Annotated in this window: 15 protein-coding genes; 7 read left to right on the top strand and 8 right to left on the bottom strand. The window is 63.3% G+C overall.

Annotated features, from left to right (window positions below; genetic code table 11):
• Window positions 1-38 precede the first annotated feature (38 nt).
• The 4 genes from EK373_RS12410 to prmB form a co-directional block, all read right to left on the bottom strand.
• A complete protein-coding gene (locus tag EK373_RS12410; RefSeq protein WP_129642952.1) occupies window positions 39-3,050 on the bottom strand; it encodes a FimV/HubP family polar landmark protein in 3,012 nt (1,003 codons plus the stop codon).
• Between the two features lie 173 nt (window positions 3,051-3,223).
• Window positions 3,224-4,246: an aspartate-semialdehyde dehydrogenase gene (locus EK373_RS12405; protein WP_129642951.1), complete on the bottom strand. Its 1,023-nt coding sequence runs from the start codon at window positions 4,244-4,246 to the stop codon at window positions 3,224-3,226.
• A 92-nt stretch (window positions 4,247-4,338) separates the two neighbouring features.
• A complete protein-coding gene (gene aroC / locus EK373_RS12400; protein ID WP_129642950.1) occupies window positions 4,339-5,445 on the bottom strand; it encodes a chorismate synthase in 1,107 nt (368 codons plus the stop codon).
• A gap of 97 nt (window positions 5,446-5,542) precedes the next feature.
• Window positions 5,543-6,517 carry a 50S ribosomal protein L3 N(5)-glutamine methyltransferase gene (gene prmB, locus EK373_RS12395; protein ID WP_129642949.1) on the bottom strand — a complete coding sequence of 325 codons (975 nt, stop codon included), beginning with the start codon at window positions 6,515-6,517 and terminating at the stop codon, window positions 5,543-5,545.
• Window positions 6,518-6,544: 27 nt separating this feature from the next.
• Between prmB and EK373_RS12390 the strand changes: the two genes are divergently transcribed.
• The 3 genes from EK373_RS12390 to epmA are packed head-to-tail and all read left to right on the top strand — an operon-like array spanning window position 6,545 to window position 9,014.
• Entirely contained in the window at window positions 6,545-7,183 is a 639-nt protein-coding gene (locus tag EK373_RS12390) for an SCO family protein (protein WP_129642948.1), read from the top strand.
• A complete protein-coding gene (gene asd / locus EK373_RS12385; RefSeq protein WP_129642947.1) occupies window positions 7,180-8,061 on the top strand; it encodes an archaetidylserine decarboxylase in 882 nt (293 codons plus the stop codon). Before EK373_RS12390 ends, asd begins: the two co-directional genes overlap by 4 nt.
• Complete coding sequence (gene epmA / locus EK373_RS12380; RefSeq protein ID WP_129642946.1) at window positions 8,058-9,014, top strand: EF-P lysine aminoacylase EpmA; 957 nt, start codon at window positions 8,058-8,060, stop codon at window positions 9,012-9,014. The genes asd and epmA overlap by 4 nt, the downstream gene beginning before the upstream one ends.
• Here epmA and EK373_RS12375 read toward each other — a convergent pair whose 3' ends face one another.
• The gene (locus EK373_RS12375) at window positions 9,015-9,998 is read right to left on the bottom strand and encodes an aldo/keto reductase (RefSeq protein ID WP_129642945.1); all 984 of its coding nucleotides are present in this window, start codon (window positions 9,996-9,998) and stop codon (window positions 9,015-9,017) included. It abuts the gene before it with no gap.
• Between the two features lie 132 nt (window positions 9,999-10,130).
• Window positions 10,131-12,647 carry a serine/threonine-protein kinase gene (locus EK373_RS12370; RefSeq protein WP_198683239.1) on the bottom strand — a complete coding sequence of 839 codons (2,517 nt, stop codon included), beginning with the start codon at window positions 12,645-12,647 and terminating at the stop codon, window positions 10,131-10,133.
• A gap of 206 nt (window positions 12,648-12,853) precedes the next feature.
• Here EK373_RS12370 and EK373_RS12365 point away from each other — a divergent pair, with 206 nt between their 5' ends.
• Entirely contained in the window at window positions 12,854-13,336 is a 483-nt protein-coding gene (locus EK373_RS12365; protein ID WP_129642943.1) for a GAF domain-containing protein, read from the top strand.
• Window positions 13,337-13,366: 30 nt separating this feature from the next.
• Here the strand turns inward: EK373_RS12365 and efp are convergent, their stop codons facing one another.
• The gene (gene efp / locus EK373_RS12360; RefSeq protein ID WP_129642942.1) at window positions 13,367-13,942 is read right to left on the bottom strand and encodes an elongation factor P; all 576 of its coding nucleotides are present in this window, start codon (window positions 13,940-13,942) and stop codon (window positions 13,367-13,369) included.
• A gap of 74 nt (window positions 13,943-14,016) precedes the next feature.
• On the opposite strand from efp, the gene epmB reads away from it, so the two are divergent.
• The 3 genes from epmB (at window position 14,017) to EK373_RS12345 (ending at window position 19,177) form a co-directional block, all read left to right on the top strand.
• Entirely contained in the window at window positions 14,017-15,126 is a 1,110-nt protein-coding gene (gene epmB / locus EK373_RS12355; protein ID WP_129642941.1) for an EF-P beta-lysylation protein EpmB, read from the top strand.
• Window positions 15,113-17,164: an EAL domain-containing protein gene (locus EK373_RS12350; protein ID WP_129642940.1), complete on the top strand. Its 2,052-nt coding sequence runs from the start codon at window positions 15,113-15,115 to the stop codon at window positions 17,162-17,164. Before epmB ends, EK373_RS12350 begins: the two co-directional genes overlap by 14 nt.
• Before the next feature lie 312 nt (window positions 17,165-17,476).
• A complete protein-coding gene (locus EK373_RS12345; protein ID WP_232831079.1) occupies window positions 17,477-19,177 on the top strand; it encodes an outer membrane protein assembly factor BamB family protein in 1,701 nt (566 codons plus the stop codon).
• Between the two features lie 27 nt (window positions 19,178-19,204).
• Here EK373_RS12345 and parC read toward each other — a convergent pair whose 3' ends face one another.
• Window positions 19,205-21,448 carry a DNA topoisomerase IV subunit A gene (gene parC, locus EK373_RS12340; protein WP_129642938.1) on the bottom strand — a complete coding sequence of 748 codons (2,244 nt, stop codon included), beginning with the start codon at window positions 21,446-21,448 and terminating at the stop codon, window positions 19,205-19,207.
• Window positions 21,449-21,451 lie beyond the last annotated feature (3 nt).

Genomic DNA, 21,451 nt, shown 5'->3' with positions numbered 1-21,451 from the left:
ACCGGCCCCACGAGCGGGGGCCGGTGTCGTACGGTCGACTAGCGGATCGAGTCCATCAGCCGCTGGGCTTCCTGCTTCTGGCTCGGATTACCTTCCGAGAGCACCTCATCGAGGATGCTGCGGGCGCCGTCCGGGTCGCCCATGTCCATGTAGGCGCGAGCCAGGTCGAGCTTGGTGCCGACTTCGCTCATGGTCACCGGCTCGAGCTCGGACAGCTCCATTTCCGTGGTCAGCGCGTGGGTGGCCTGACGCTGCGTGGGCTCGTGATCGTCGCCGCCGAGCGGGTCGCCCACGTCGAGATCGAGACCGCCGCCGCGCGACACTTCCCGCGTGCGCTCGTCGTTGCCGAACACGTCGCTCGAGAAAATATCCTCGTCCTTGCGCACATCACGCACGGTATCGGAGCCCGGACGCGCATCGCTCAGATCCTCCAGATCCAGGTCGATGTCGGTCATCGCCAGCGGCTTCTTCAGCGACGCCGTCGAGTCGATGTCGGGGCGCGGATGCTCGGCGGTGTCGCCACCGGCGCCGCTCAGATCCACTTGATCGATATAGATCGTGCCGGTGCTCTCGATGTCGCCATCGAAGCGCTCCGCGACTCGCGGCGCTTCCATGGTGCGATCGAAGCTGCTCAGCGACGGCGCCAGCTGCGTCATCTCGTCGTCGCGCAACGGACGCACGTCTTCGATCGTGTCCTTGTCGAGGGAATGCGTGTCTTCCAGCGCGCGGCCTTGGTCGAGCGAATCGGCATCCAGGCCCAGATCGTCGATCGACAGCTCGGCGGTATCGCCGGTGCTGGAGCCCTTGTTGGACAGCGCAAGGTCGATCTTCTCGCGCACGGTCTGCGCGCTGCGATCGATCATCGGCGATTCGATGGTCGGCGTTTCCTGCGTGCGGGCCAGCGCGTCGATTTCACGCGTGCGCTGTTCCTGCGTGTCGTCGTCGTTCGGCTCATCGAGCAGGAAGTCCAGCTCGCTGGCGACCTGCGTGGCGTCGTTCGGGCCACGGCGCTCGCCGCTTGCGAACTCCAGATCCAGGCCCTGGCGCTCTTCGCCATTCGGCTCGGCGAACAGATCGACATCGACGCGGTTCTCGCCGCCTTCGAGGTTCACGTCGACCAGATCGACCGGGCTGGCCTCGCCCTGGAACATCTCGTTCTCGGCGGCGATCTGCTTGCCCATGATCGCGACCTTGTCCCACTCGCCGGGCGCCGCTTCGGCACGCGACTCGTACAGATCGCGCGCGGTGTCGAGGAACAGATCCTTGTTGCCCCAGACGAAGTAGATCTCGAGCAGCTTCAACTTCAGGTCGCGGCGCGCCGGCTCGCGATCGATGGCGATCTTCACCAGATCTGCGGCCTGGTCGTACAGACCGTACGCCATGTGGAAGTCGGCCTCGGCGAGCGCGTCCTGCTGATCGAAGCGGACCGCGGACTCGCTGCTCATCGTGTCTTCGACAGCACGAGCAGCGGCCGGAGCCGCGGCAGCCGCAGGCTCGAAGCCACGACCCGGCTCGCGACGTGTGGTCGGAGCGGGCGCGTCGAAGTCCAGATCCTCGTCGAGGTTGGTCTTCACCAGACCAGCGTCGTCCTCGCCTTCCACGAGGAACGCATCGGCGCGACCACCTTTGCTCGACGGCGCGAGCGCACGGGCCGGACGCTCCGACGGCGGCTCGAAGGCGAGCGGCGAATCCAACGAATCGAGCGATTCCTCTTCGGCCTCACGACGGCGGCGCATGAAGAACAAGCCGCCCACGATGGCCAGGCCGAGCACGACCAGCGCCCACGCGTATTCGCCGATACGTTCTGCCAGCGTCGGCTCGGGAGCAGCCGGAGCCTCAGCGCGCGGCGCTTGCGGCGCCGGTTCCGCGGCAGCAGCCGGCTCTTCAGCAGTCGGGGTCGGCTCTTCGGCGGGCGTCGGTGCCTGAGCTTCCGTCGGCGGCGTCTGCTCGACCGGCGGCTGCTCGGCAGGCGTCGGCTCGACATTGCGTTGAGCCTGGGCCAAGCCAGGGTTTTCGACTTCGAGACGACGATCCGAGGCTGCCGGCGCGCCCGGAGCGGCCGACTGCGACGGCTGCTGTTGAGCCTGCGTCTGCGAGCTCGGCGCCGGCGTCGGCGGAGTCGGGGTTTCTTGCGGCGTCACCAGGCGCAGGCGATCGGCTTCGGGCGTGGTGTCGGCGACAACGCCGCCGCTCCACTCCGCCGTCTGCCGCGCCACTTCGGCGGAGGCCTCGTCGGTGGAGATCGCTTCGATCTCGGCCAATTCAGGAATGCGCAGCACGCTGCCGGCGCGCAGACGATTGATGTTGTTGCCGCTGAACGCGTCTGGGTTCGCGCGGAACAACGCGATCATCGTGCGGTTGTTGACGCGACGGTTGCCGGGATTCGCGGCGGCCGCGATCTTCGACAACGTGTCGTTGCGCTGAACGGTGTATTCGCTACCCGGCGATGCAATGACCTGCTGATCGCCCGATGGTTCTTCGGTGCGCTGAGCCGTTGGCTCAGGCGTGCGCTCGGGAGCCGGCGTCGTGGCGCGCGGCGTCGGCGCAGGAGCTTGTTCGGGTGCGGGAGTCGGAGCACGCTCGATGCGACCTTCCGCGGTGGTCGCCGACTGCGGCGTCGTGACCGGAGCAGGCGCCTGGTTCTGCGATGGCATGAACACCGGCGGATCGAGCAGTACGGTGTACTCGCGAACCAGCCGACCTCGGGCCCAGCTCGCCTCGACCAGCAATGTCACATACGGCTCGGTAACCGATCGATTCGAGGTGACCTTGATGGCGGCCTTGCCGTCGCGGTTGCGGCTGACCGAGAAGTCGAAGTTGCTCAGGTACGCGGGACGGTCGATGCCATAGCGGGAGAACACGTCGTTGCTAGCGAGCGTGACCTTCAGGCTGCCCAGTTCCTCCGCGGTCGGAGCCAGCAGCTCGATTTCCGCATCGAAAGGCTGATTCAGGGCGGAATTGAGGCGGATCTCCCCCAGACCCAGCGCATACAGCGTCGCAGGGGACAGCAGGGCGCCCGTCAGCAGCAGGCGCGGCAGGTGTCTTCTCATCAGCACTCCCGGTACGTGTCCCGAAGCATCCTTTAGCTATTTTAGGGAGCTTGCCCCAAGACGTTATGCAACGACCTTATGACAAGCGCCCTTGCTACAGATGACTAGCACGCCGCGCCTCGAAGACCATGAAAAGCTCATGTGCTTCTTGACCTTAGGCGTGCAACTATAGCTTACAAATACTCTTTCACCAAAATCTCGGCGATTTGGACGCTATTTAACGCTGCTCCCTTGCGAACGTTATCGGACACAATCCACAGATTTAGACCCCGGTCGTGACTGATGTCCTCCCGGATGCGTCCCACGAACACCGGATCGGTCCCGGCGGCCTCGGTGACGGGTGTTGGATACCCGCCCGGCTTGCGCTCGTCCATCAGCACCACCCCAGGCGCCTTGCTCAGCAATTCCCTGGCTTCGCCCTCGGTCAGCTTCCGCTTGGTCTCGATGCTGACCGCTTCGGAGTGGCCGACGAACACGCCCACCCGCACCGCCGTGGCATTCACCTTGATGCTCTTGTCTTCGAGGATCTTCTGGGTCTCCCAGAACATCTTCATCTCTTCTTTGGTGTAGCCGTTGTCCAGGAACACGTCGATCTGCGGCACGCAGTTGAACGCGATCTGCTTGGCAATCACTTTCGGGGTCACGGCGCCGCCCTTGAGCAGGGTCTCGGTCTGGCCCTGCAGCTCGTCGATGGCCTTCTGGCCGCCGCCCGATACCGACTGATAGGTCGCCACATTGATGCGCTCGATGCCGGCGGCATCGTGCAACGGCTTCAGCGCCACCAGCATCTGCATGGTCGAGCAGTTCGGGTTGGCGATGATGTTGTGCTTCTTGTAGCCCGCGATCGCGTGCGGATTCACCTCGGTGACCACCAGCGGGATGTCATCCTGATAGCGGAACTGCGAGGTGTTATCGACCACGACGCAGCCGGCCTGGCCGGCGCGCACGGCATGCACCTTGGAAACACTGGCGCCCGCCGAGAACAGCCCGACCTGCGCCTTGCTGAAGTCGAATGTTTCGACGTCCAGCACTGGAATGTCTTTGCCTTTGAAGCGAATGGTTTTGCCGACGGATTTGGCGCTCGCCAGGGGATACAGCTCGCCCACGGGAAAATTGCGCTGTTCCAGAATCGACAGCATGTTGCTGCCGACCAGACCAGTCGCACCCAAAACCGCCACATTCCAACGCTTGCTCATGACTCCAGACTCAGTTGCTCGCCAATGCTGCCATCCCGCCCCATGCCGAATGGCCAGTATTACGTTCAGTAAATAGGGCCGCGCACACTACCTCAATCGCCGCCCGGAAGCAGCGTCCCGAGCGCGAATTTGGAGCGCACGTCGGCATTCTGCGCGCGCTGTCGGAGGTAATGATCGATGAGCACCAGCGCCAGCATGGCCTCGGCGATGGGCGTGGCACGCAGTCCTACACACGGGTCGTGGCGCCCGGTCGTGACCACCTCGACCGGATTGCCATCCACATCGATCGAGCGCCCCGGCACGATGATGCTGGACGTGGGCTTGAGCGCGATGCTCACCAGGATGTCCTGGCCCGAGGAGATGCCGCCCAACACGCCGCCGGCATTGTTGGAGAGAAAGCCCTGCGGCGTGATCTCGTCGCGATGCTCGCTGCCCTTCTGGCTCACGCTCGCAAAGCCGGCGCCGATCTCCACGCCCTTCACCGCGTTGATGCTCATCATGGCGAAGGCGATCTCGGCGTCCAGGCGGTCGAATACCGGCTCGCCGAGCCCCGCCGGCACACCGCTCGCGATCACGTTGACTCGCGCGCCGACGGAATCGCCTTCGCGACGCAGGGCGACCATGTACTCCTCCAGCTCTTCCAACCGCGACGGGTCGGGGCTGAAGAACGGATTGTCGTAAACCGTCGCCAACGACTTCGGCTCGAGCACCAGCGGTCCGAGCTGCGCGAGGTATCCCTGAATGCTCACACCGAGGCGCTCGCGCAGATATTTGCGAGCAATCGCGCCGGCGGCGACACGCATGACCGTCTCGCGGGCCGAGGAGCGTCCGCCGCCGCGATAGTCACGAAAACCGTATTTCTGCTGATAGGTGTAGTCCGCGTGCCCGGGGCGGAAACGATCTTTGATCTTTTCGTAGTCGCGCGAGCGCTGATCGGCGTTCTCGATCAGCAGCCCGATCGGCGTGCCGGTGGTGCGGCCTTCGAACACGCCGGACAGGATCTTCACCTGATCCGGCTCCTTGCGCTGGCTGGTGTGACGCGAGGTGCCGGTGCGGCGTCGCTCCAACTCCGGCTGAATGTCGGCTTCCGACAATTCCAGTCCCGGCGGGCAGCCATCGACGATGCAACCGAGCGCGGGCCCGTGGCTTTCGCCGAAAGTGGTGACAGTGAAGAGCTTGCCTAAGGTGTTGCCGGACATGGGAAGCGCGCGCGTTCGTCAAATTTGAGCAAGCCGTGATTCTACCCACAGACCGCACCGGCCCGCGCTGCGCCCTGCGCGCGATTTACAGACTTTTTTATGACTTTGCGACGAGTTGTTCTCTGGTAAGCAGGAAGACCCCGCCGCCGCCGCGCTCGAATTCGAGCCAGGTGAACGGCATTCGAGGCCGCGCTTCGACCAGCACATCCTCGGTATTGCCCACTTCGACGATCAATATTCCGTGCGGCTGCAGGTGCGCCGCCGCCTGATCGATGATCCGGTGCACGATGTCGAGCCCGTCGCGCCCGCCGTGCAAGCCCATCGCCGGCTCGCGGCGATATTCCTCGGGCAAGCCCGCCAGCTCTTCGTCGCCCACATACGGCGGATTGGAAACGATCACGTCGTAGCGCTCGCCCTTCAACCCGTCGAACACGTCCGACTTCACCGCCCGCACGCGCTCCTGAACGGCATGACGCTCGATGTTCTTGCGCGTCACCGTGAGCGCCTCGGGCGACAGATCTGCCGCGTCGACCTTGGCCTTGGGAAATTCCAGCGCGCTCGCGATTGCGATACAGCCCGAGCCCGTACCGATATCCAGAATACGGCGGACCTTGCCGGGATCGATCCAGGGACGAAAGCGCGCTTGGATCAGCTCCGCGATCGGCGAGCGCGGCACCAGCACACGATCGTCGACATAGAACTCATGGCCCGCGAACCACATGCGATGCGTGAGATAAGCGGCCGGTACGCGCTCGCGAATGCGCCGCTCGATCAGGCCCAGGGCCTTGGTTCGCTGCGCAGCTTTGAGCGTCTGGCCGTACACTTCTTCGGCTTCGTCGTGCCGCAGTCCGGCCGCGAAAAACACCAGCTCGGCGGCCTCGTCGACGGCATTGTCGGTGCCGTGCCCGAACCAAAGCTCGGCGTGCGCAAAGCGTTCGGCGGCGAAGCTGATCAGCTGTGCAACTGTTGCAGGCTCCGGCGCGCCGGCGACCGGCGAGGTCGCTTTCGATCGTGCCGGGACGGCGCGCAGTTTCGGGGTGGACTTCCTGGAGGCGGATTTCTTGGCGGGCATGCGATACTTCGCACCACGAGGAGACAAATGAGTCGAGCAAAATCGATAGGACTCGCGGCGTTGGTCGCTATTGTAGCGATAGCGGCAGGCATGCTGTTGTCGCGCGCGCTGCTGGATCGCTCCGGGGGACCGACCCTGGCCAAGGCCACGTTGATCGATCCGGCCCGGCCGCTGCCGCCGATGGCGTTCGTCGATCAGAACGGTCAGTCGTTCGGGCCGGAGCAGCTGCGCGGCCACTGGAGCATTTTGTTTTTCGGCTTCACCTACTGCCCCGACATCTGTCCAACGACGCTCGCGCTGCTGGCCCAGGTCGAAAAGAAGCTCACCGATCTGCCGGCTGAGCAGCGGCCGCACATCGTGCTCGTGTCCGTCGATGCCAAGCGCGACACGCCCGAGAGACTGGCGCAGTACGTGAAATCGTTCAGCCCGACGTTCACCGGCATCACCGCCGGCGACCAGGCGGCCGTTGAAGAATTCGCGCTCAAGTTGGGCGTGCCGGTGGCGATCTCGGAGCAGCCCGGCGGCAATTACACCGTCGATCATTCCGCGGCGATTTTCGTGGTCGATCCGAACGGCGCACTACGAGCCTTGTCCTCGACGCCGCACGAAGTGTCCATCATTGCCGAAGACTACCGCAGCATCGTCGCCGCCCAGCCAGTCTCATGACAGAAGTCCCCGCCGTCAGTACTGGCGACCGGCTGTTCGCCGCGCTTCAGTACGTCCTGCCCAAACATCTGATGTCACGCGCGATCTATGCGATCACGCGCAGCCAGTCGACGTTCGTCAAGAACACGTTCCTGCGCATCTTCCTGAACCTGTTCGATATCAACATGGCCGAGGCGGCGCAGCCCGATCCATTTGCTTATCGCACGTTCAACGATTTCTTCACTCGCGCGCTCAAGCCCGGCGCCCGCCCGATCGCCATCGAGCAGGAATTCATCGTCAGTCCGGTCGATGGCACGGTGAGCCAGGTCGGCGAGCTGCTGAACGAATCGATCCTGCAGGCCAAGGGCCAGCACTACACGCTGCAGGAACTGCTGGCCGGCGATGAGGAATCCATCACGACCTATCGCAACGGCAGCTTTGCGTGCATCTATCTCGCGCCGTACAACTATCATCGCATTCACATGCCGTACGCGGGCGAGGCCGTCAAGAACATCTACGTGCCGGGCGAATTGTTCAGCGTGAACGCATCGACCGCGCGCGCGGTGCCCCGAGTGTTCGCTCGTAACGAGCGTCTGATCTGTGAGTTCACGACGCCGGTCGGTCGAGTCGCCGTCATTCTGGTCGGCGCGCTGCACGTCGGCAGCATCGAGACCGTGCACTGTGGGGAAGTGAATCCGCCGCCGCGACGAAACAAACGTCCGGAGATCGTCGCCAAGGGTGTCGGCCGCGAGTTCGACAAAGGCGAAGAGCTCGGCCGCTTCAACATGGGCTCGACCGTCGTGCTGCTGTTCGAGCGCGGCCGGATCCACTGGGATTCGTCGCTGCACCCGAACACGACCGTGCAGCTCGGCCGCCCCATTGCTCGAGTCCTGCAATGAACAAGCACTGGCGTCCGACCGCGGCCATTGCGACGCTCGAAATTCGCGCCTCGATGCTGCGAGCCGCGCGCGAATACTTCACGGCCACTCGTGCGCTAGAAGTGGACACGCCGACAATCAGCTCAGCTGCCGTCACAGATGTGCATCTGGCCAGCGTCGCCGCAACCACCATCGGCCGCCAGACCTTCCTGCAGACATCGCCCGAGTACGCGATGAAACGCCTGCTCGCCGCGGGCTGCGGCGACATCTGGCAGATCTGCAAGGTGTATCGCGACGGCGAGAGCGGCCGCTCGCACAATCCCGAGTTCACCATGATCGAGTGGTATCGGCTCGGCATGGACCATCACGCCTTGATGTCGGATGTCGAGCGCTTGATCGGTACGATGCTGCCGCCGTCGCGCGCGTTCGATCGGTCCGAACGGCTCACCTATCGGGAAGCGGTGCATTTGCACGCTGGCATCGATCCGTTCGACGATCCGCTCGCGGTGCTGATCGCACGGCTGGAAAGCGCCGAAATCGAAGTGCCGCGCGATGTGAAGAACGATCGCGACGCGTGCCTGGACCTGATCATGGGCATCCTGGTCGGGCCGCAGCTCGGTCACGATCGTTTGACCTTTATTTACGACTATCCCGCTTCGCAAGCGGCGCTTGCGCAAATTCGCGGACCCGTCGCCTCCCGTTTCGAGGCATATATGGACGGGCTCGAGCTGTGCAATGGCTTTCACGAGCTGGCGAATGCAGCCGAGCAGCGCACCCGGTTCGAACGCGATCTCGCCGAGCGCGCCAAACGCGGCCTGCCGCCGATGCCGATCGATGAACGTTTCCTCGCGGCGCTCGAACACGGGCTGCCGGAGTGTTCCGGCGTCGCCTTGGGCTTCGACCGCCTGGTGATGTGCGCGACCGGCGCCAAACATATCGACGCCGTGCTCGCGTTCCCGTTCGATCGGGCCTGATCAGCGGTCGACCAGCTTCATGAACGTGTCGTTATAGCGCGGACCTGCGACCTGTTCGCCGCCGAGGGCGTCGAGCTGCTGCATCTCCTGCGGCGAGAGCGAGATCGACGCGGCGGCCACGTTCTCTTCGAGATATTTGCGACGCTTCGTGCCCGGGATGGGAACGATGTCGTTGCCTTTCTGCAGCACCCAGGCGAGCGCCACCTGTGCTGCGGTCACGCCCTTCTTCCGGGCAGCCGCCTTCACTTCTTCGACGAGGTGCAGATTGCGATCGTAGTTCTCGCCCTGAAAGCGCGGATCGCGACGACGGAAATCGCCTTCGATCGTCGTCTCCAAACGCGGCGCGTTGCCCGTGAGGAAGCCGCGGCCCAGCGGACAATACGGCACCAGACCGATGCCCAACTCGCGGATCAACGGAATGATCTCTGGCTCGAGGTTGCGCTCCCACAGCGAATATTCACTCTGCAGCGCCGAGATCGGATGCACCGCGTGCGCGCGACGGATATTCGCTGCGCCCGCCTCGGACAAGCCCAGGTAACGCACCTTGCCCTGTTTCACCAGTTCCGCCATCGCACCGACCGTCTCCTCGATCGGCACGGCCGGATCGACGCGGTGCTGATAAAACAAATCGATGTAATCGGTGCCGAGGCGTTGCAGACTTTCGTTCGCGACCTTGAAGACATTTTCCGGACGGCTGTTGACGGCGCCGAGGCGATCCTTCGCGGTCAAATCGAAACCGAACTTGGTCGCGATCACAGCCTGCTGGCGCTTGCCCTCGAGCGCTTTGCCGAGCAGCTCTTCGTTGATGTACGGCCCATACACTTCGGCCGTATCGAAAAAATTCACGCCCAGCTCGAGGGCGCGGTGAATGGTCGCGATGGACTCGGCGTCGTCGCTCGCGCCGTAGACCTGAGCCATGCCCATGCAGCCCAGACCGAGCGCGGACACCGTCAGACCTTGAGAACCCAATTTACGTTGTTGCATGGTGGTGACCTCGATACTCAACGAATCATCGCTGAGCATTATTGCCGATGGGCTGCGGCACAGGGTGCCCGAAGCCGCACGATGATTGCCTGAAAGCGCAACTCGACGCAGCCCGCGACAACTCGCTCGAGCTTACGGGGCGACAGACTGAGTTAAGTCCAGGGCCCGCAACTGACGTTGTACTGCTGCCAGTGCAGGATGCGCCGGCGGCATGATCTTTCTACGCAAAGTCTCGGCCTCGTCGAGCAACACTCGTGCGCCGTCACCGTCACCGGCGTTCGAGCGAATCTCAGCCAATGTGCAGAGTGCTTCGGCCAGTCGTACTGGTTCGTCCTGCTTGCGCAGGCTCGCAACAGCGTCTTCGAGATCCTTGCTCGCTTCCGTGGTTTTTCCGCTGGCGAGATTCAAGCGACCCCGTTCGATAGTAATCATCACGTGACGCCGATCCTTCTGATCGAAGCGCTGAGCCGCAATCGTTTCCGCTTCCGCCAGCGCGACGCGCGCTTCCGCAAATCTTTCTAGTTCGCGCAGGGCTCCCGATTTCTCGAGCAACGAGCTGACCAGCTGTGGACTACCCGGCCCGACCGCATCACGCTTCAGCGCAACCGCCCGATCTGCCTGCTCCAACGCACGCGCGAAATCGCCTGCCTCGCGGTAGACGCCCGCGAGATTGTGGTGCGAGATGGCGAGGTCGAGCTGATCCGGCTCGCGACCCGAATGGTAAATGCGCAGTGCCTCCAGCAGCGCGTTCTCGGCGCCGTCGTAGTCAGCCTTCGCTCGCAACAGCGTCGCGAGATTGTTCTGCGCACGCGCTACCAGGAAATGATTCTTGCCGAGCATCTCGGTCTGCCGCTGGACGAAGCGACGAAACAACGGCTCGGCCTCCTCGAGTTTGAACTGCCGACGCAGGATGTGAGCCAGCGTATTCAGGCCATTGGCGTACAGGTCATGACCTTCATAGACCGCGCCTTCGAGCAGCGGCAAGGCTTCGCGCGCGTAGCGCTCGGCATTCGCGTAATCACCCGACTCGCCGTACGTAAACGCAAGACCTTGCAACACGTTGCCAAGCGTTGCGCGCTCAGACTCGGGCAGCGCTCGCGCGCCCTCCTCGGCTCGCAAGTGATATTTGATCGCGTCCTGAAAGCGCTGTTCGGCGCGCAGGTTCGCCGCGATGGAGTGCAGCAAGCGAGCCCATTCGGCATCGTGCTCCAGACCCAGGCGAATTCGGATCAGCTCGGCTTCACCAAAGGCCTGCTCGGCGAGCGTGAACTTCGACATCGAGTGATGCACATGGCCGAGCGCTTCCAACGCTCGCGCCAACTCGACATCGGTCTCGCCGAACAGCTCCCGCGCGACACTGACTTGCCGCTCCATCAAGCCCAGCGCTTCCGGCATCAATCCCAAGCCGCTGTACGACTGCCCCATCTTGCGCATGAGCGCCAGCCGCAGTCGCGGCTCGTTCGTGAGATCCCGATCGACGCGAGCGGCGGCGGCGTCGAGCGCATCGCGCGCTGTGACTTCAGCGCCGCGCGTTTCGTTCGGATTGGCCCGACGGAACACGTCGATCATGAATTCGGCGACAGTGTCGGCGGCCTTGCGCTCGCGTTGCGCGATATCGCGCTCTTCTGAAAGCCGCTCGGTGTAGAAAGCAATGACAGTGGCGAACATCAACACCGACGCCGCCGCGCCGCTGACGGCCCAGACGTTTCGACGCAAGAACTTGCGGGTGCGATACGTCCAGGTGTCCGGCCGGGCGTGCACCGGCCTGCCATTGAGATAATTCTGAATATCCGCCGCGAGCGCTGCCGCGGACGCATATCGGCGGTTCGGATCGCGGTGCATGGCTTTGAGTACGATGTTGTCGAGATCGCCACGCAATTCAGCAGCGAGTCCGCGTCTGTCCGGCTCGGTGCGAATCCGTGCACTCGGCGGTGCGGGGCTGGTGAGCCCGACGATTCGCGTGATCTCGCTCAACGACAGGTTTGCGAACTCGAACGGGCGCTTGCCACTCAACAGCTCATACATCAACACGCCCAGCGCATAGATGTCGGATGTCGTGCCCACCGGTTGGCCGAGCAACTGCTCGGGGCTGGCGTGATCCGGCGTCAACACGCGGTCGATCTGTTGGGTCATCGAATGATCGGCGCCCTGATCCGCGCTCAGCAGCTTGGCGACACCGAAATCCAGCAGCTTCACAACGCCTTCATCGGTCACCAGGATGTTCGACGGCTTCAGGTCGCGATGGATCACCAGGTTCTGGTGCGCGTACTGCACGCTCGCGCAGACCTGCTGCATCAACTTGAGCTTGGCTTCGGTGCTGAGCCTGCCGAGCTTGCAGTAATGATCGATGCGCGTGCCAGCGATGTGCTCCATCACCAGATACGGCGTGCCGTTCGGCATCTGCCCGCCATCGAGCAGGCGTGCGATGTTCTCGTGCGAAAGGCGAGCGAGAATCTGGCGCTCTGCGCGAAAGCGCCCGGCGAGATCCGTGACAGCGGGACACCACTCGACGACCTTCAACGCCACCGACTGTTGATACTCTTCATCGGCGCGCTCGGCGAAATACACCGACCCCATGCCGCCGCGTCCGAGCAGGCGCACAATCCGATAGCGCCCGATGATCTCTCCAGGCGGCAGATCGCGTCGCACGATTCCGGCGGAATCCGGATGATCTATTGTGGGATCGAGGGCCGCGCTGGGCGGCGCAGGCTCGGGGCTGACTCCCGGCTCCATAGTTCGTCCGCTGATGTTTGTTACTGAGCCTCGCGCAGCGTACACGCGTGGACTGCTTTGCTGAAGAAGCAGGATCACACTGCGGAGTACAATGGGCTCACTTGTAATCTTCGAGCCGCGCCATGCACGAGAGCCACATCGACCCGACCCAACCAAAGTCAGTGCTTTATCGGCAACTAGTCGAGGAGCTGCGCGGTTTGATCGCCGGCGAGCCGGATTGGATTGCGAATCTGGCCAACAGCGCCGCGTTGATCTATCACTCGCTGCCGGATTTGAACTGGGCGGGTTTCTATCTGCTCAAGGACGGCGAGCTGGTGGTCGGTCCATTTCAGGGAAAACCCGCGTGCGTGCGCATCGCGATGGGGAAAGGCGTGTGCGGAACCGCCGCGGCTCAACGCAAGACGCAGGTCGTCCGCGACGTGCACGAGTTCCCTGGCCACATTGCGTGTGATTCAGCGTCGAATTCGGAAATCGTCGTGCCGATGATTCGCAACGGCGAGTTGCTCGGCGTGCTCGACCTCGACAGCCCGAGCCTGGCGCGATTCGATCAGGAAGATCGACAGGGACTGGAAGCTTTCGTGGCGGCGCTGCTCGCCGCCACGTGATCTTTGCTTTCGGCGGGAAACTGCTGACGCTTAGGTGGGCGCCTTGGCGCGAGCGATGTACTCGCCGGTGCGGGTGTCGACGCGGATGTACTCGCCTTCGTCGATGAACAACGGGACGCGCACCGTGGCGCCGGTCTCCAGCTTGGCGGGCTTGCCGCCGCCGGTTGCGGTGTCACCGCGCAGGCCCGGGTCGGTTTGGACAATTTTCAGCTCGACGTGAGCCGGCGGCGTCACGTTGAGCGGCTCGCCGTTCCACAGCATGACGGTGCAGTTCATGCCGTCCTTCAGCCAGATCGCGCCGTCGCCCAGCGCTTCCTTGCCGGCGGTGTACTGCTCGAACGACTCCGGATTCATGAAGGTCCAGAACTCGCCGTCCGTGTAGAGATATTGCATTTCGGTTTCGACCACGTCCGCGGCCTCGGCGGTGTCGCCGGACTTGAACGTGCGCTCGGTCACCTTGCCGTTCTTCAGATTGCGCACTTTGACGCGATTGAACGCCTGGCCCTTGCCGGGCTTGACCATCTCGTTCTCGACGATGGAGTACGGGACACCCTCGAGCAAGATCTTGACGCCCGACTTGAATTCATTGGTTGAGTAACTGGCCATTGGGCACCGCGGCTGAAAGTCTGCGAAAATGGACCGGCCCCGTGATCCAACGGGGTCCCCGGCAAAGGGCGCAGATGATAGCCGCAACCTCCTACGCAAACCAGTTGGCCCATTCGGCCGACCCCATTCCGTTCGCTTCCGCGGCCCGAAAAGGGTCGGATGGACCCGGCTGGCAGCAATTGCTGGCGGACGCGGTGACCGATCCTCAGGAGCTGTGCACCCTGCTGGAGCTCGATCCGGCGCTGGTCCTGCCCGCGGTGGACGCCGCGAAAGACTTCGCTCTGCGCGTGCCCCGCAGCTATGTGGCCCGCATGCGCAAGGGCGATCCGAACGATCCGTTGCTGCTGCAAATCCTGCCGGTTGGCGCGGAAACCGAGGTCGTCGAGGGCTTCGTCACCGACCCGGTCGGCGACATGGACCGCCGTGCCGCTCAGGGATTACTGCATAAATACCGGGGCCGGGCGCTGCTCGTGGCCACCGGCGCCTGCGCCGTGCATTGCCGCTACTGTTTTCGCCGACATTTCCCCTATGGCGAAGAGTCAGCCTTACAACAGGGCTGGCTCGGCGCCATCGAGCACCTGCGCGCCGACCCGACCATCAGCGAGGTGATCCTGAGCGGCGGCGACCCCTGGAGCCTGAGCGATCGCAGGCTCAAGCAACTGACCGATGCGCTTCAGGCAATCCCTCATATCCGCCGCCTGCGCGTCCATACCCGCTACCCCATCGTGCTGCCAGAACGCGTCGATTACGGCTTGCTCGACTGGCTGCAGGGGCTACGGCTGCAGAAAGTAGTGGTCATGCACGCCAATCACGCCCGAGAAATCGACGCCTCGGTCCGTGACGCCTGCGCGAAATTGTCGGCGGCCGGAGTCACACTCCTGAACCAGTCGGTGCTGCTCCAAGGGGTGAACGACAACGTCGACACCCTGGCCGAATTAAGTGAAGCGCTATTCGAGACGCACGTCCTTCCTTATTACCTCCATGTATTGGACAAGGTGCGGGGCGCCGCGCATTTCGACCTGCCCGAAGCCCGGGCGCTACAGCTTCACCGGGAGCTGACGACACAGCTCCCCGGGTATCTCGTGCCGAAGCTGGTGCGGGAGGTCGCCGGCGCTGCCGCGAAGACCGCGGTGGTAGGCCCTGAAGCGAAGTTTTTGTTGGAGCAGAACGTTGGCCGAATCTAGCGCCGTGCCGATGATCGTCCTGACCCGTCATCAGGACAACGTCGAGGCGATCAACAGCAACCTGCGTAATGCCGGCATGGCCGTGCGTTGCAATTGGATCAAGGAGCTGACCGACCTCGGCGAAGCCTTGCAGCAGATCAATGCGCACATGCTGGTCGCGTTCGTCGGGCCGGACCCGGCCGACATGACCAAAGTCATGACGGTGGCCAAACAGTACGGCGCCGATGTGCCGGTGCTGTTCGCGCGCGATCAGGTCGACGAGGAGATCATCTCCAACGCCATGCAACAGGGCGCGCGCGACGTCGTCACGTTGATGAATCCCAGTCGCTTGCGGGGCGTCGTCGCCCGCGAGCTCGAAGCGAATCGCCAGGCCCGCGCGCTCAACAGCACCATCAGCTCGGCGCGTGAGTATCGCGATCAATTGAAATCTTTCATGGCCGGCTCCGCCGACGCCATTGCCCACGTGCAGGAAGGCATCATCGTCGACGCCAATCCGGCATGGCTGGATCTGTATGGATTCAAAGATGCCGATGCGCTGGTCGGCACGCCGTTGATGGATGCGTTCGAAGCCGAAGTGCACGCTGCGCTCAAGGGAGCGCTGGTCGCCTGCCTGCAAGGCAAATGGTCCAATCACACGCTCAAAGCGAATGCGCTGTTGAACGATGGCTCGAGTGTGCCGCTGGAAATGGAGCTGTCGCGCACGGAGTTCGAAGGCGAACCGGCCGTGCGCCTGTGTTTCGCTGCGCGCAAACGTGAGTCCGGCAATCTCAACGATCAGCTCACCGAAGCGCTGGAGCGCGACGCCAGCACCGGCGCCTTGCAGCGCAAGTTCTTCATCGAGCATCTGAAGAAAGCGCTGGCGCAGCCCATCAAGGCGGGCGTGCGCGAGCTGGTTGCGATTCAAGCCGACAAGCTCGACGCCATCGCCGAGGACATCGGCCCGCTGGTCGTCGAAGATTTCATTGCCCAGTTCGCCGGCCTGGTCTCCGAGACGCGTCAGGCGTCCGATCTGGTGGGCCGCTTCGGCGACGGCACGTTGGTGTTGCTGATGGAGCGCGGCACCGCCCGCGACGTCGAAGTGTGGGCAACGAACCTGATCCGCAAAGTCGGCACGCAGGTGTTCCGTCTCGGTGAGAAACAAATCTCCTGCACCTGCAGCGTCGGCGTCGGCCTGATCGATGCCCGCTCGCCCAACGCCAGCAGCGCGATCGCCGATGCGCTGTCCGCTCGCCGTGCTGCCGAAACTGCCGGCGGCGCGCGAGTGAACATCGTCGATCATCGCGAGGAAGACACCAAACGCGAAGCGGCAGACGAGCTGTGGGTCAAGCGCATCCGCGCCGCGCTCATGGAAAATCGCTTCCGCCTGATGCAACAGCCCATCGCCAGCCTGCTCGGCGAAGACAAGGGCATGTTCGACGTGCTGGTGCGCATGGTCGATGAGCAAGGCGAAGAGCTGCTGCCCGGCGAATTCATGGCCGCCGCCGAACGCAACGATTTAATGAAGAACATCGATCGCTGGGTCATCGGCGCATCCATGACCTTCATTGCCAGCCGCCCGGTAAAACAGTTGTTCGTGCGCCTGTCGAAAGACTCGGTGCGCGACAAGTCGCTGCTGCAGTGGCTGTTGAATCAGCTCAAGTCATCGCGCATCGAACCGGGCCGCCTCGCCTTCCAGGTCAGCGAGCAGATCGCGACCGAATATCTGGCCGACACCAGCGAACTGGCGAACGGCCTGCGCAAGATCGGCTACCGCTTCGCCATCGAACACTTCGGCACCGGCCGCGATCCGCAACGACTGATCGCGCATCTGCCCATCGACTATCTCAAGGTCGACGGCACGCTGATGCAAGGTCTCGCCGTGGATCAAGCATTGCAGGGCCGCGTGCGCGAACTGGTCGATCAGGCCAAGGGCCGAAACATCGGCACGATTGCGGAGCGCGTGGAAGATGCGAACACGATGGCCGTGCTGTGGCAGCTCGGCATCGAGTTCATTCAGGGCTACTTCGTGAACGAGCCCGAGCAGGTGGTGATGGGCTAAGGATGGGCAGCTTGAGCGCGCTGCCGCCGGATGATCGAAGGACAGCCTTCGTTCCTTGATTTGCACGCGATATAGTCAGCGCTCGCGGCGACACTTCTCACATTACTTGCCGCAGACGAACACGCAGAAGGTTTTGACATGGACCTGTTCAAGATCACCGCTGCGCGCGCGGCAATCCTATCGTTCGTCCTCCTGCTCTCTGCCTGCGGTGGCGGTGGCGGTGACGGTGGGGGTGGCGGTGGCGGGACCCCGGCACCCGCGCCCTCAGGTCTGAGTTACAGCCCTCCGCCAGGTTTGCGGATGAACACGCCGATGAATTCGCTCTCGCCCTCCGTGAGCGGGACGGTCACCTCGTACAGCGTGAACCCGTCGCTACCCCCGGGCCTGAACCTGAACGCGACCACGGGCGTGATCTCCGGCACGCCCACTGAGCCCGTGGCGCAGACGAACTACACCATCACAGCGCGCAACGCCTCAGGCACATCGACGTTTGTATTGTCGTTGCGGGTATTCACCCTCGCTGTGCAGACCGACAATATCGTTCGTCTGGCCGCCAACGGAGTGTCGATCAACCCTGGCGTCATCGTCCGACCGATCAACATCGATGTGGGCATCCTGACCGCCCGTGCGGTGGACACGGCTGGCTTCATTCTGCCGGAGGTACAGGTGATTGCTGGTGACGATGGCCGCTACACGCTGCTATTGACCAGCAACCCGAGCGTCTCGCCCGGTTCGTTTTCGGGCGCGGTGACGTTGAATTTATGCCGCGACACCGCTTGCACCACCCCGCTGGAAGAGCCGTCCGTGTCGGTGCCATTCGAAGTGCGCGTGCTCGGCTCGAACTCCGAGTGGCCGGGAGATCACACCACCACGCTGACGGCGTGGGAAGGCGTGAGCGACTGGGCCATGTTCCAAGGAAATGCCTCTCACACCGGCTTCGTACCGGCGACGGTGGATCCGGACGCGGTGACGCCGCGATGGCGATCTGCGGGATATCAGGTGCCGAGCACGTGGACGCCCTATCGAGCGAATCTCGCCACCGCGGACGGCTTGTTCTACGCAGTGACTTCGAACTACATGGACGGCGGCGTGCTCTATGCGAAACGAGAGCATGACGGCAGCGAGGTGTGGCGCCGTGCTTTCGCCGATCCGGCGAATCCGCCGGCGGTCAAGAACGGCGCCGTGTATCTGGCAACCGGTCACCAGGAATACACCCAGATGTTCGGCCTTGCCGCGAACGACGGCTCGGTCCTGTTCAGCGCGCCGATGACGTCACAATGGGAGACATACTTCGCGCCCACCATCGGCCCGAACGGCATGGTGTACGCGAACGGTGGCACCTACGGCGGAATGTACGCTTTCAACCCCGCGGGCAACCAATTGTTCTTCGTCTACCAGGCCCAGGTTTCGAACTGGAGCCCGGCAGTCGATGCGAACTACGCCTACTCGTACACCGGCGGCGTGCTGCGAGTCCATGACGTGCTCACCGGCTCTCTGGCTCGCGAAATCGTCGACCCGATGTACATGGAGCACGTTGGGGAACATCTGGGCTCGCCAGTGCTCGGCAGCGACGGTTCGATCACCGTGGCTCACTACTCTCGCGCCGTGCTCGCTTCCTCGACGGGCAACTCTCTGATCAATTTTCGCGTCAGCGATGGCACGATCGCCTGGCGCAGCACTGGGGCGTATCCGACGACGCCTGGCTACCGCGCAGGCGTCGTTTACGCAACCAACAATATGCCCTTCCGGCTGGAGGCCCGTGCCGAAAGCGACGGTGACTTGCTGTGGGAATGGTCGCCCTCGACCGCAGTCGGTGACACCGCCTTCGTCAGCGAGGTCATCGTTACCAACAACCTGGCGTTCGTCAGTACGGATCGCGCCACCTACGCGGTCGATCTCGAGACACACCGGCCCGTGTTCAGCTATCCCGCCGCCGGGAAACTGGCGCTCTCCGCCAATGGTGTGTTGTATATCCAGAACGCCGACTTCCTCACCGCCTTGAACTTGAAGTGACGCAAGCGGCGCTGGAAGTCGTCGATCCTACGCTGGCTCGACGTCCAGCTTATCCACCTTTCTCCAGCCGCGCGGCAACACCGCGCCGCGCTGAGCACGCTCGCCCTTGTATTCCTTGAGGTCGGCGTACTTGATGGTCATCTTGCGCTCGCCGGAATAGACCACCAGGTTCTGCGTCGAGGTGATGACCGCGATGGCGGTCATGGTCTCGTCGCCCTTGCCGGAAACACCGAAGATCTTGTTGCCCTTGCCCTTCGGCAGCTCGGGCAGATCCTTCACCGGGAACACCAGCATCTTGCCTTCGCTGCTGGTCGCGCAAATCAACGCTTTTTCATCGGCTGGCACGAGCGCCGGCGCGAGCGCCTTGCTGCCATCGGGCACCTTGAGCACCGCCTTGCCGGCTTTGTTACGAGAGTGCAGCTCGCCGAGATTCACGACGAAGCCATAACCCGCGTCCGAAGCCAGCACGCACTTCTCTTCCGCTTCGCCGATGAGCACGCCCGAGAACGTCGCACCTTCCGGCGGATCGAGCCGGCCGGACAACGGCTCGCCGTTACCACGCGCCGACGGTAACGAATGCGCGATCAACGTGTACGTGCGGCCGGTGCTATCCAGGAACACTGCCTGCTGCGTGTTCTTGCCCCTCGCAGCGGCGAGGAACGCGTCGCCGGTCTTGTACGAAATCGACGTCGGATCGATTTCGTGGCCCTTCGCGGCGCGCACCCAGCCACGCTCGGACAGGATCACCGTCGTCGGCTCGGTCGTCACCAGCTCGGTCTCGTCGATCGCAACGGCGGCCGCGCGCTCGACGATCTTGGTGCGACGGTCGTCGCCGAATTCCTTCGCGGCTGCTTCCAACTCGTCGCGCACCAGCTTCTTCAGCTTGGCCTTGCTGCCGAGCAGCTTATCGAGCCGGTCCTGCTCCGCCGCCAATTCGTCCTGCTCGCCGCGGATCTTCATTTCTTCCAGCTTGGCGAGGTGGCGCAGACGCGTGTCGAGAATCGCATCGGCCTGGATCTCGGTGATCTTGAAGCGCTTCATCAAGACCGGCTTCGGCTCGTCCTCGCGACGAATGATGCGGATCACTTCGTCGAGATTCAGAAACGCGACCAGCAAGCCTTCCAAGATATGCAGGCGCGACTTCACCTTCTCCAGGCGCCACTGCAAGCGGCGCGTGACGGTGTCGATGCGGTACTTGAGCCATTCCTCGAGCAGATCCTTCAACCCCATCACCCGCGGCTTGCCGTCGAGGCCGATGATGTTCAGGTTGACGCGATAGGTGCGCTCGAGATCGGTGGTCGCGAACAGGTGATTCATCACCTGCACCAGGTCCACCCGGTTCGACTTCGGCACGATCACGATGCGCGTCGGGTGCTCATGGTCGGACTCGTCGCGAATGTTCTCGACCATCGGCAGCTTCTTGGCGGTGATCTGCGCCGCGACCTGCTCCTGGATCTTCGAGCCCGAGACCTGGTAGGGCAGCTCGGTGATGACGATCTCGCCATCTTCCAGCTCATAAGTCGCACGCGCGCGGAATGTGCCGTTGCCAGTCTCGTAGATTTGTTTCAGATCGGCTTTGGGCGAAATGATCTCGGCGCCGGTCGGAAAGTCCGGGCCCTTCACATCCTTCATCAGCTCGCGCAGCGGCGTGTCCGGATCTTCGAGCAACTTGATGCAGGCATTCACGACTTCGCGCAGGTTGTGCGGCGGAATGTCGGTGGCCATGCCGACCGCGATGCCGGTCGCGCCATTCAACAAGATGTTCGGCACGCGCGCGGGCAACAATCGCGGCTCTTCCATCGTGCCGTCGAAATTCGGGACCCACTCGACCGTGCCCTGTCCCAGCTCGGACAGCAGCAGCTCGGAATATCGGGTCAGGCGCGCTTCGGTGTACCGATAGGCGGCGAACGACTTCGGATCGTCGGAGGAGCCGAAGTTGCCCTGTCCATCCACCAAGGGATAGCGGTAGGAGAAGGGTTGCGCCATCAGCACCATCGCCTCATAGCAGGCAGAGTCGCCATGAGGGTGGTACTTGCCGATCACGTCGCCGATCGCACGCGCCGCTTTCTTGTGTTTCGCGGCCTGCCACGAGCCCTGCTCGCTCATGACGTAAACGATGCGACGCTGCACCGGCTTCAAGCCGTCGCCGATGTGGGGCAATGCGCGGTCGAGAATGACGTACATCGAATAGTCGAGATACGCCTTCTCGGTGAACGTGCGGAGCGGCTGGCGCTCGACGCCTTCGAAGTTCAAAGGAGGTTGCGTGGGCATATG

This window comes from Peristeroidobacter agariperforans (assembly GCF_004138335.1).
Lineage (GTDB): Bacteria > Pseudomonadota > Gammaproteobacteria > Steroidobacterales > Steroidobacteraceae > Steroidobacter > Steroidobacter agariperforans.
The sequence above is the reverse complement of the archived record's forward strand: the minus strand, read 5'-3'. Positions and strand labels throughout refer to the sequence as shown.

Excerpts from the sequence above, each read along its gene's own strand:
- EK373_RS12375 (WP_129642945.1), bottom strand. The coding sequence starts at position 9,998 with ATGCAACAACGTAAATTGGGTTCTCAAGGTCTGACGGTGTCCGCGCTC.
- EK373_RS12405 (WP_129642951.1), bottom strand. The coding sequence starts at position 4,246 with ATGAGCAAGCGTTGGAATGTGGCGGTTTTGGGTGCGACTGGTCTGGTC.
- asd (WP_129642947.1), top strand. The coding sequence starts at position 7,180 with ATGACAGAAGTCCCCGCCGTCAGTACTGGCGACCGGCTGTTCGCCGCG.
- epmA (WP_129642946.1), top strand. The coding sequence starts at position 8,058 with ATGAACAAGCACTGGCGTCCGACCGCGGCCATTGCGACGCTCGAAATT.
- parC (WP_129642938.1), bottom strand. The coding sequence starts at position 21,448 with ATGCCCACGCAACCTCCTTTGAACTTCGAAGGCGTCGAGCGCCAGCCG.
- EK373_RS12410 (WP_129642952.1), bottom strand. The coding sequence starts at position 3,050 with ATGAGAAGACACCTGCCGCGCCTGCTGCTGACGGGCGCCCTGCTGTCC.
- EK373_RS12345 (WP_232831079.1), top strand. The coding sequence starts at position 17,477 with ATGAATTCGCTCTCGCCCTCCGTGAGCGGGACGGTCACCTCGTACAGC.
- epmB (WP_129642941.1), top strand. The coding sequence starts at position 14,017 with ATGATAGCCGCAACCTCCTACGCAAACCAGTTGGCCCATTCGGCCGAC.
- EK373_RS12390 (WP_129642948.1), top strand. The coding sequence starts at position 6,545 with ATGAGTCGAGCAAAATCGATAGGACTCGCGGCGTTGGTCGCTATTGTA.
- efp (WP_129642942.1), bottom strand. The coding sequence starts at position 13,942 with ATGGCCAGTTACTCAACCAATGAATTCAAGTCGGGCGTCAAGATCTTG.
- EK373_RS12365 (WP_129642943.1), top strand. The coding sequence starts at position 12,854 with ATGCACGAGAGCCACATCGACCCGACCCAACCAAAGTCAGTGCTTTAT.
- prmB (WP_129642949.1), bottom strand. The coding sequence starts at position 6,517 with ATGCCCGCCAAGAAATCCGCCTCCAGGAAGTCCACCCCGAAACTGCGC.
- aroC (WP_129642950.1), bottom strand. The coding sequence starts at position 5,445 with ATGTCCGGCAACACCTTAGGCAAGCTCTTCACTGTCACCACTTTCGGC.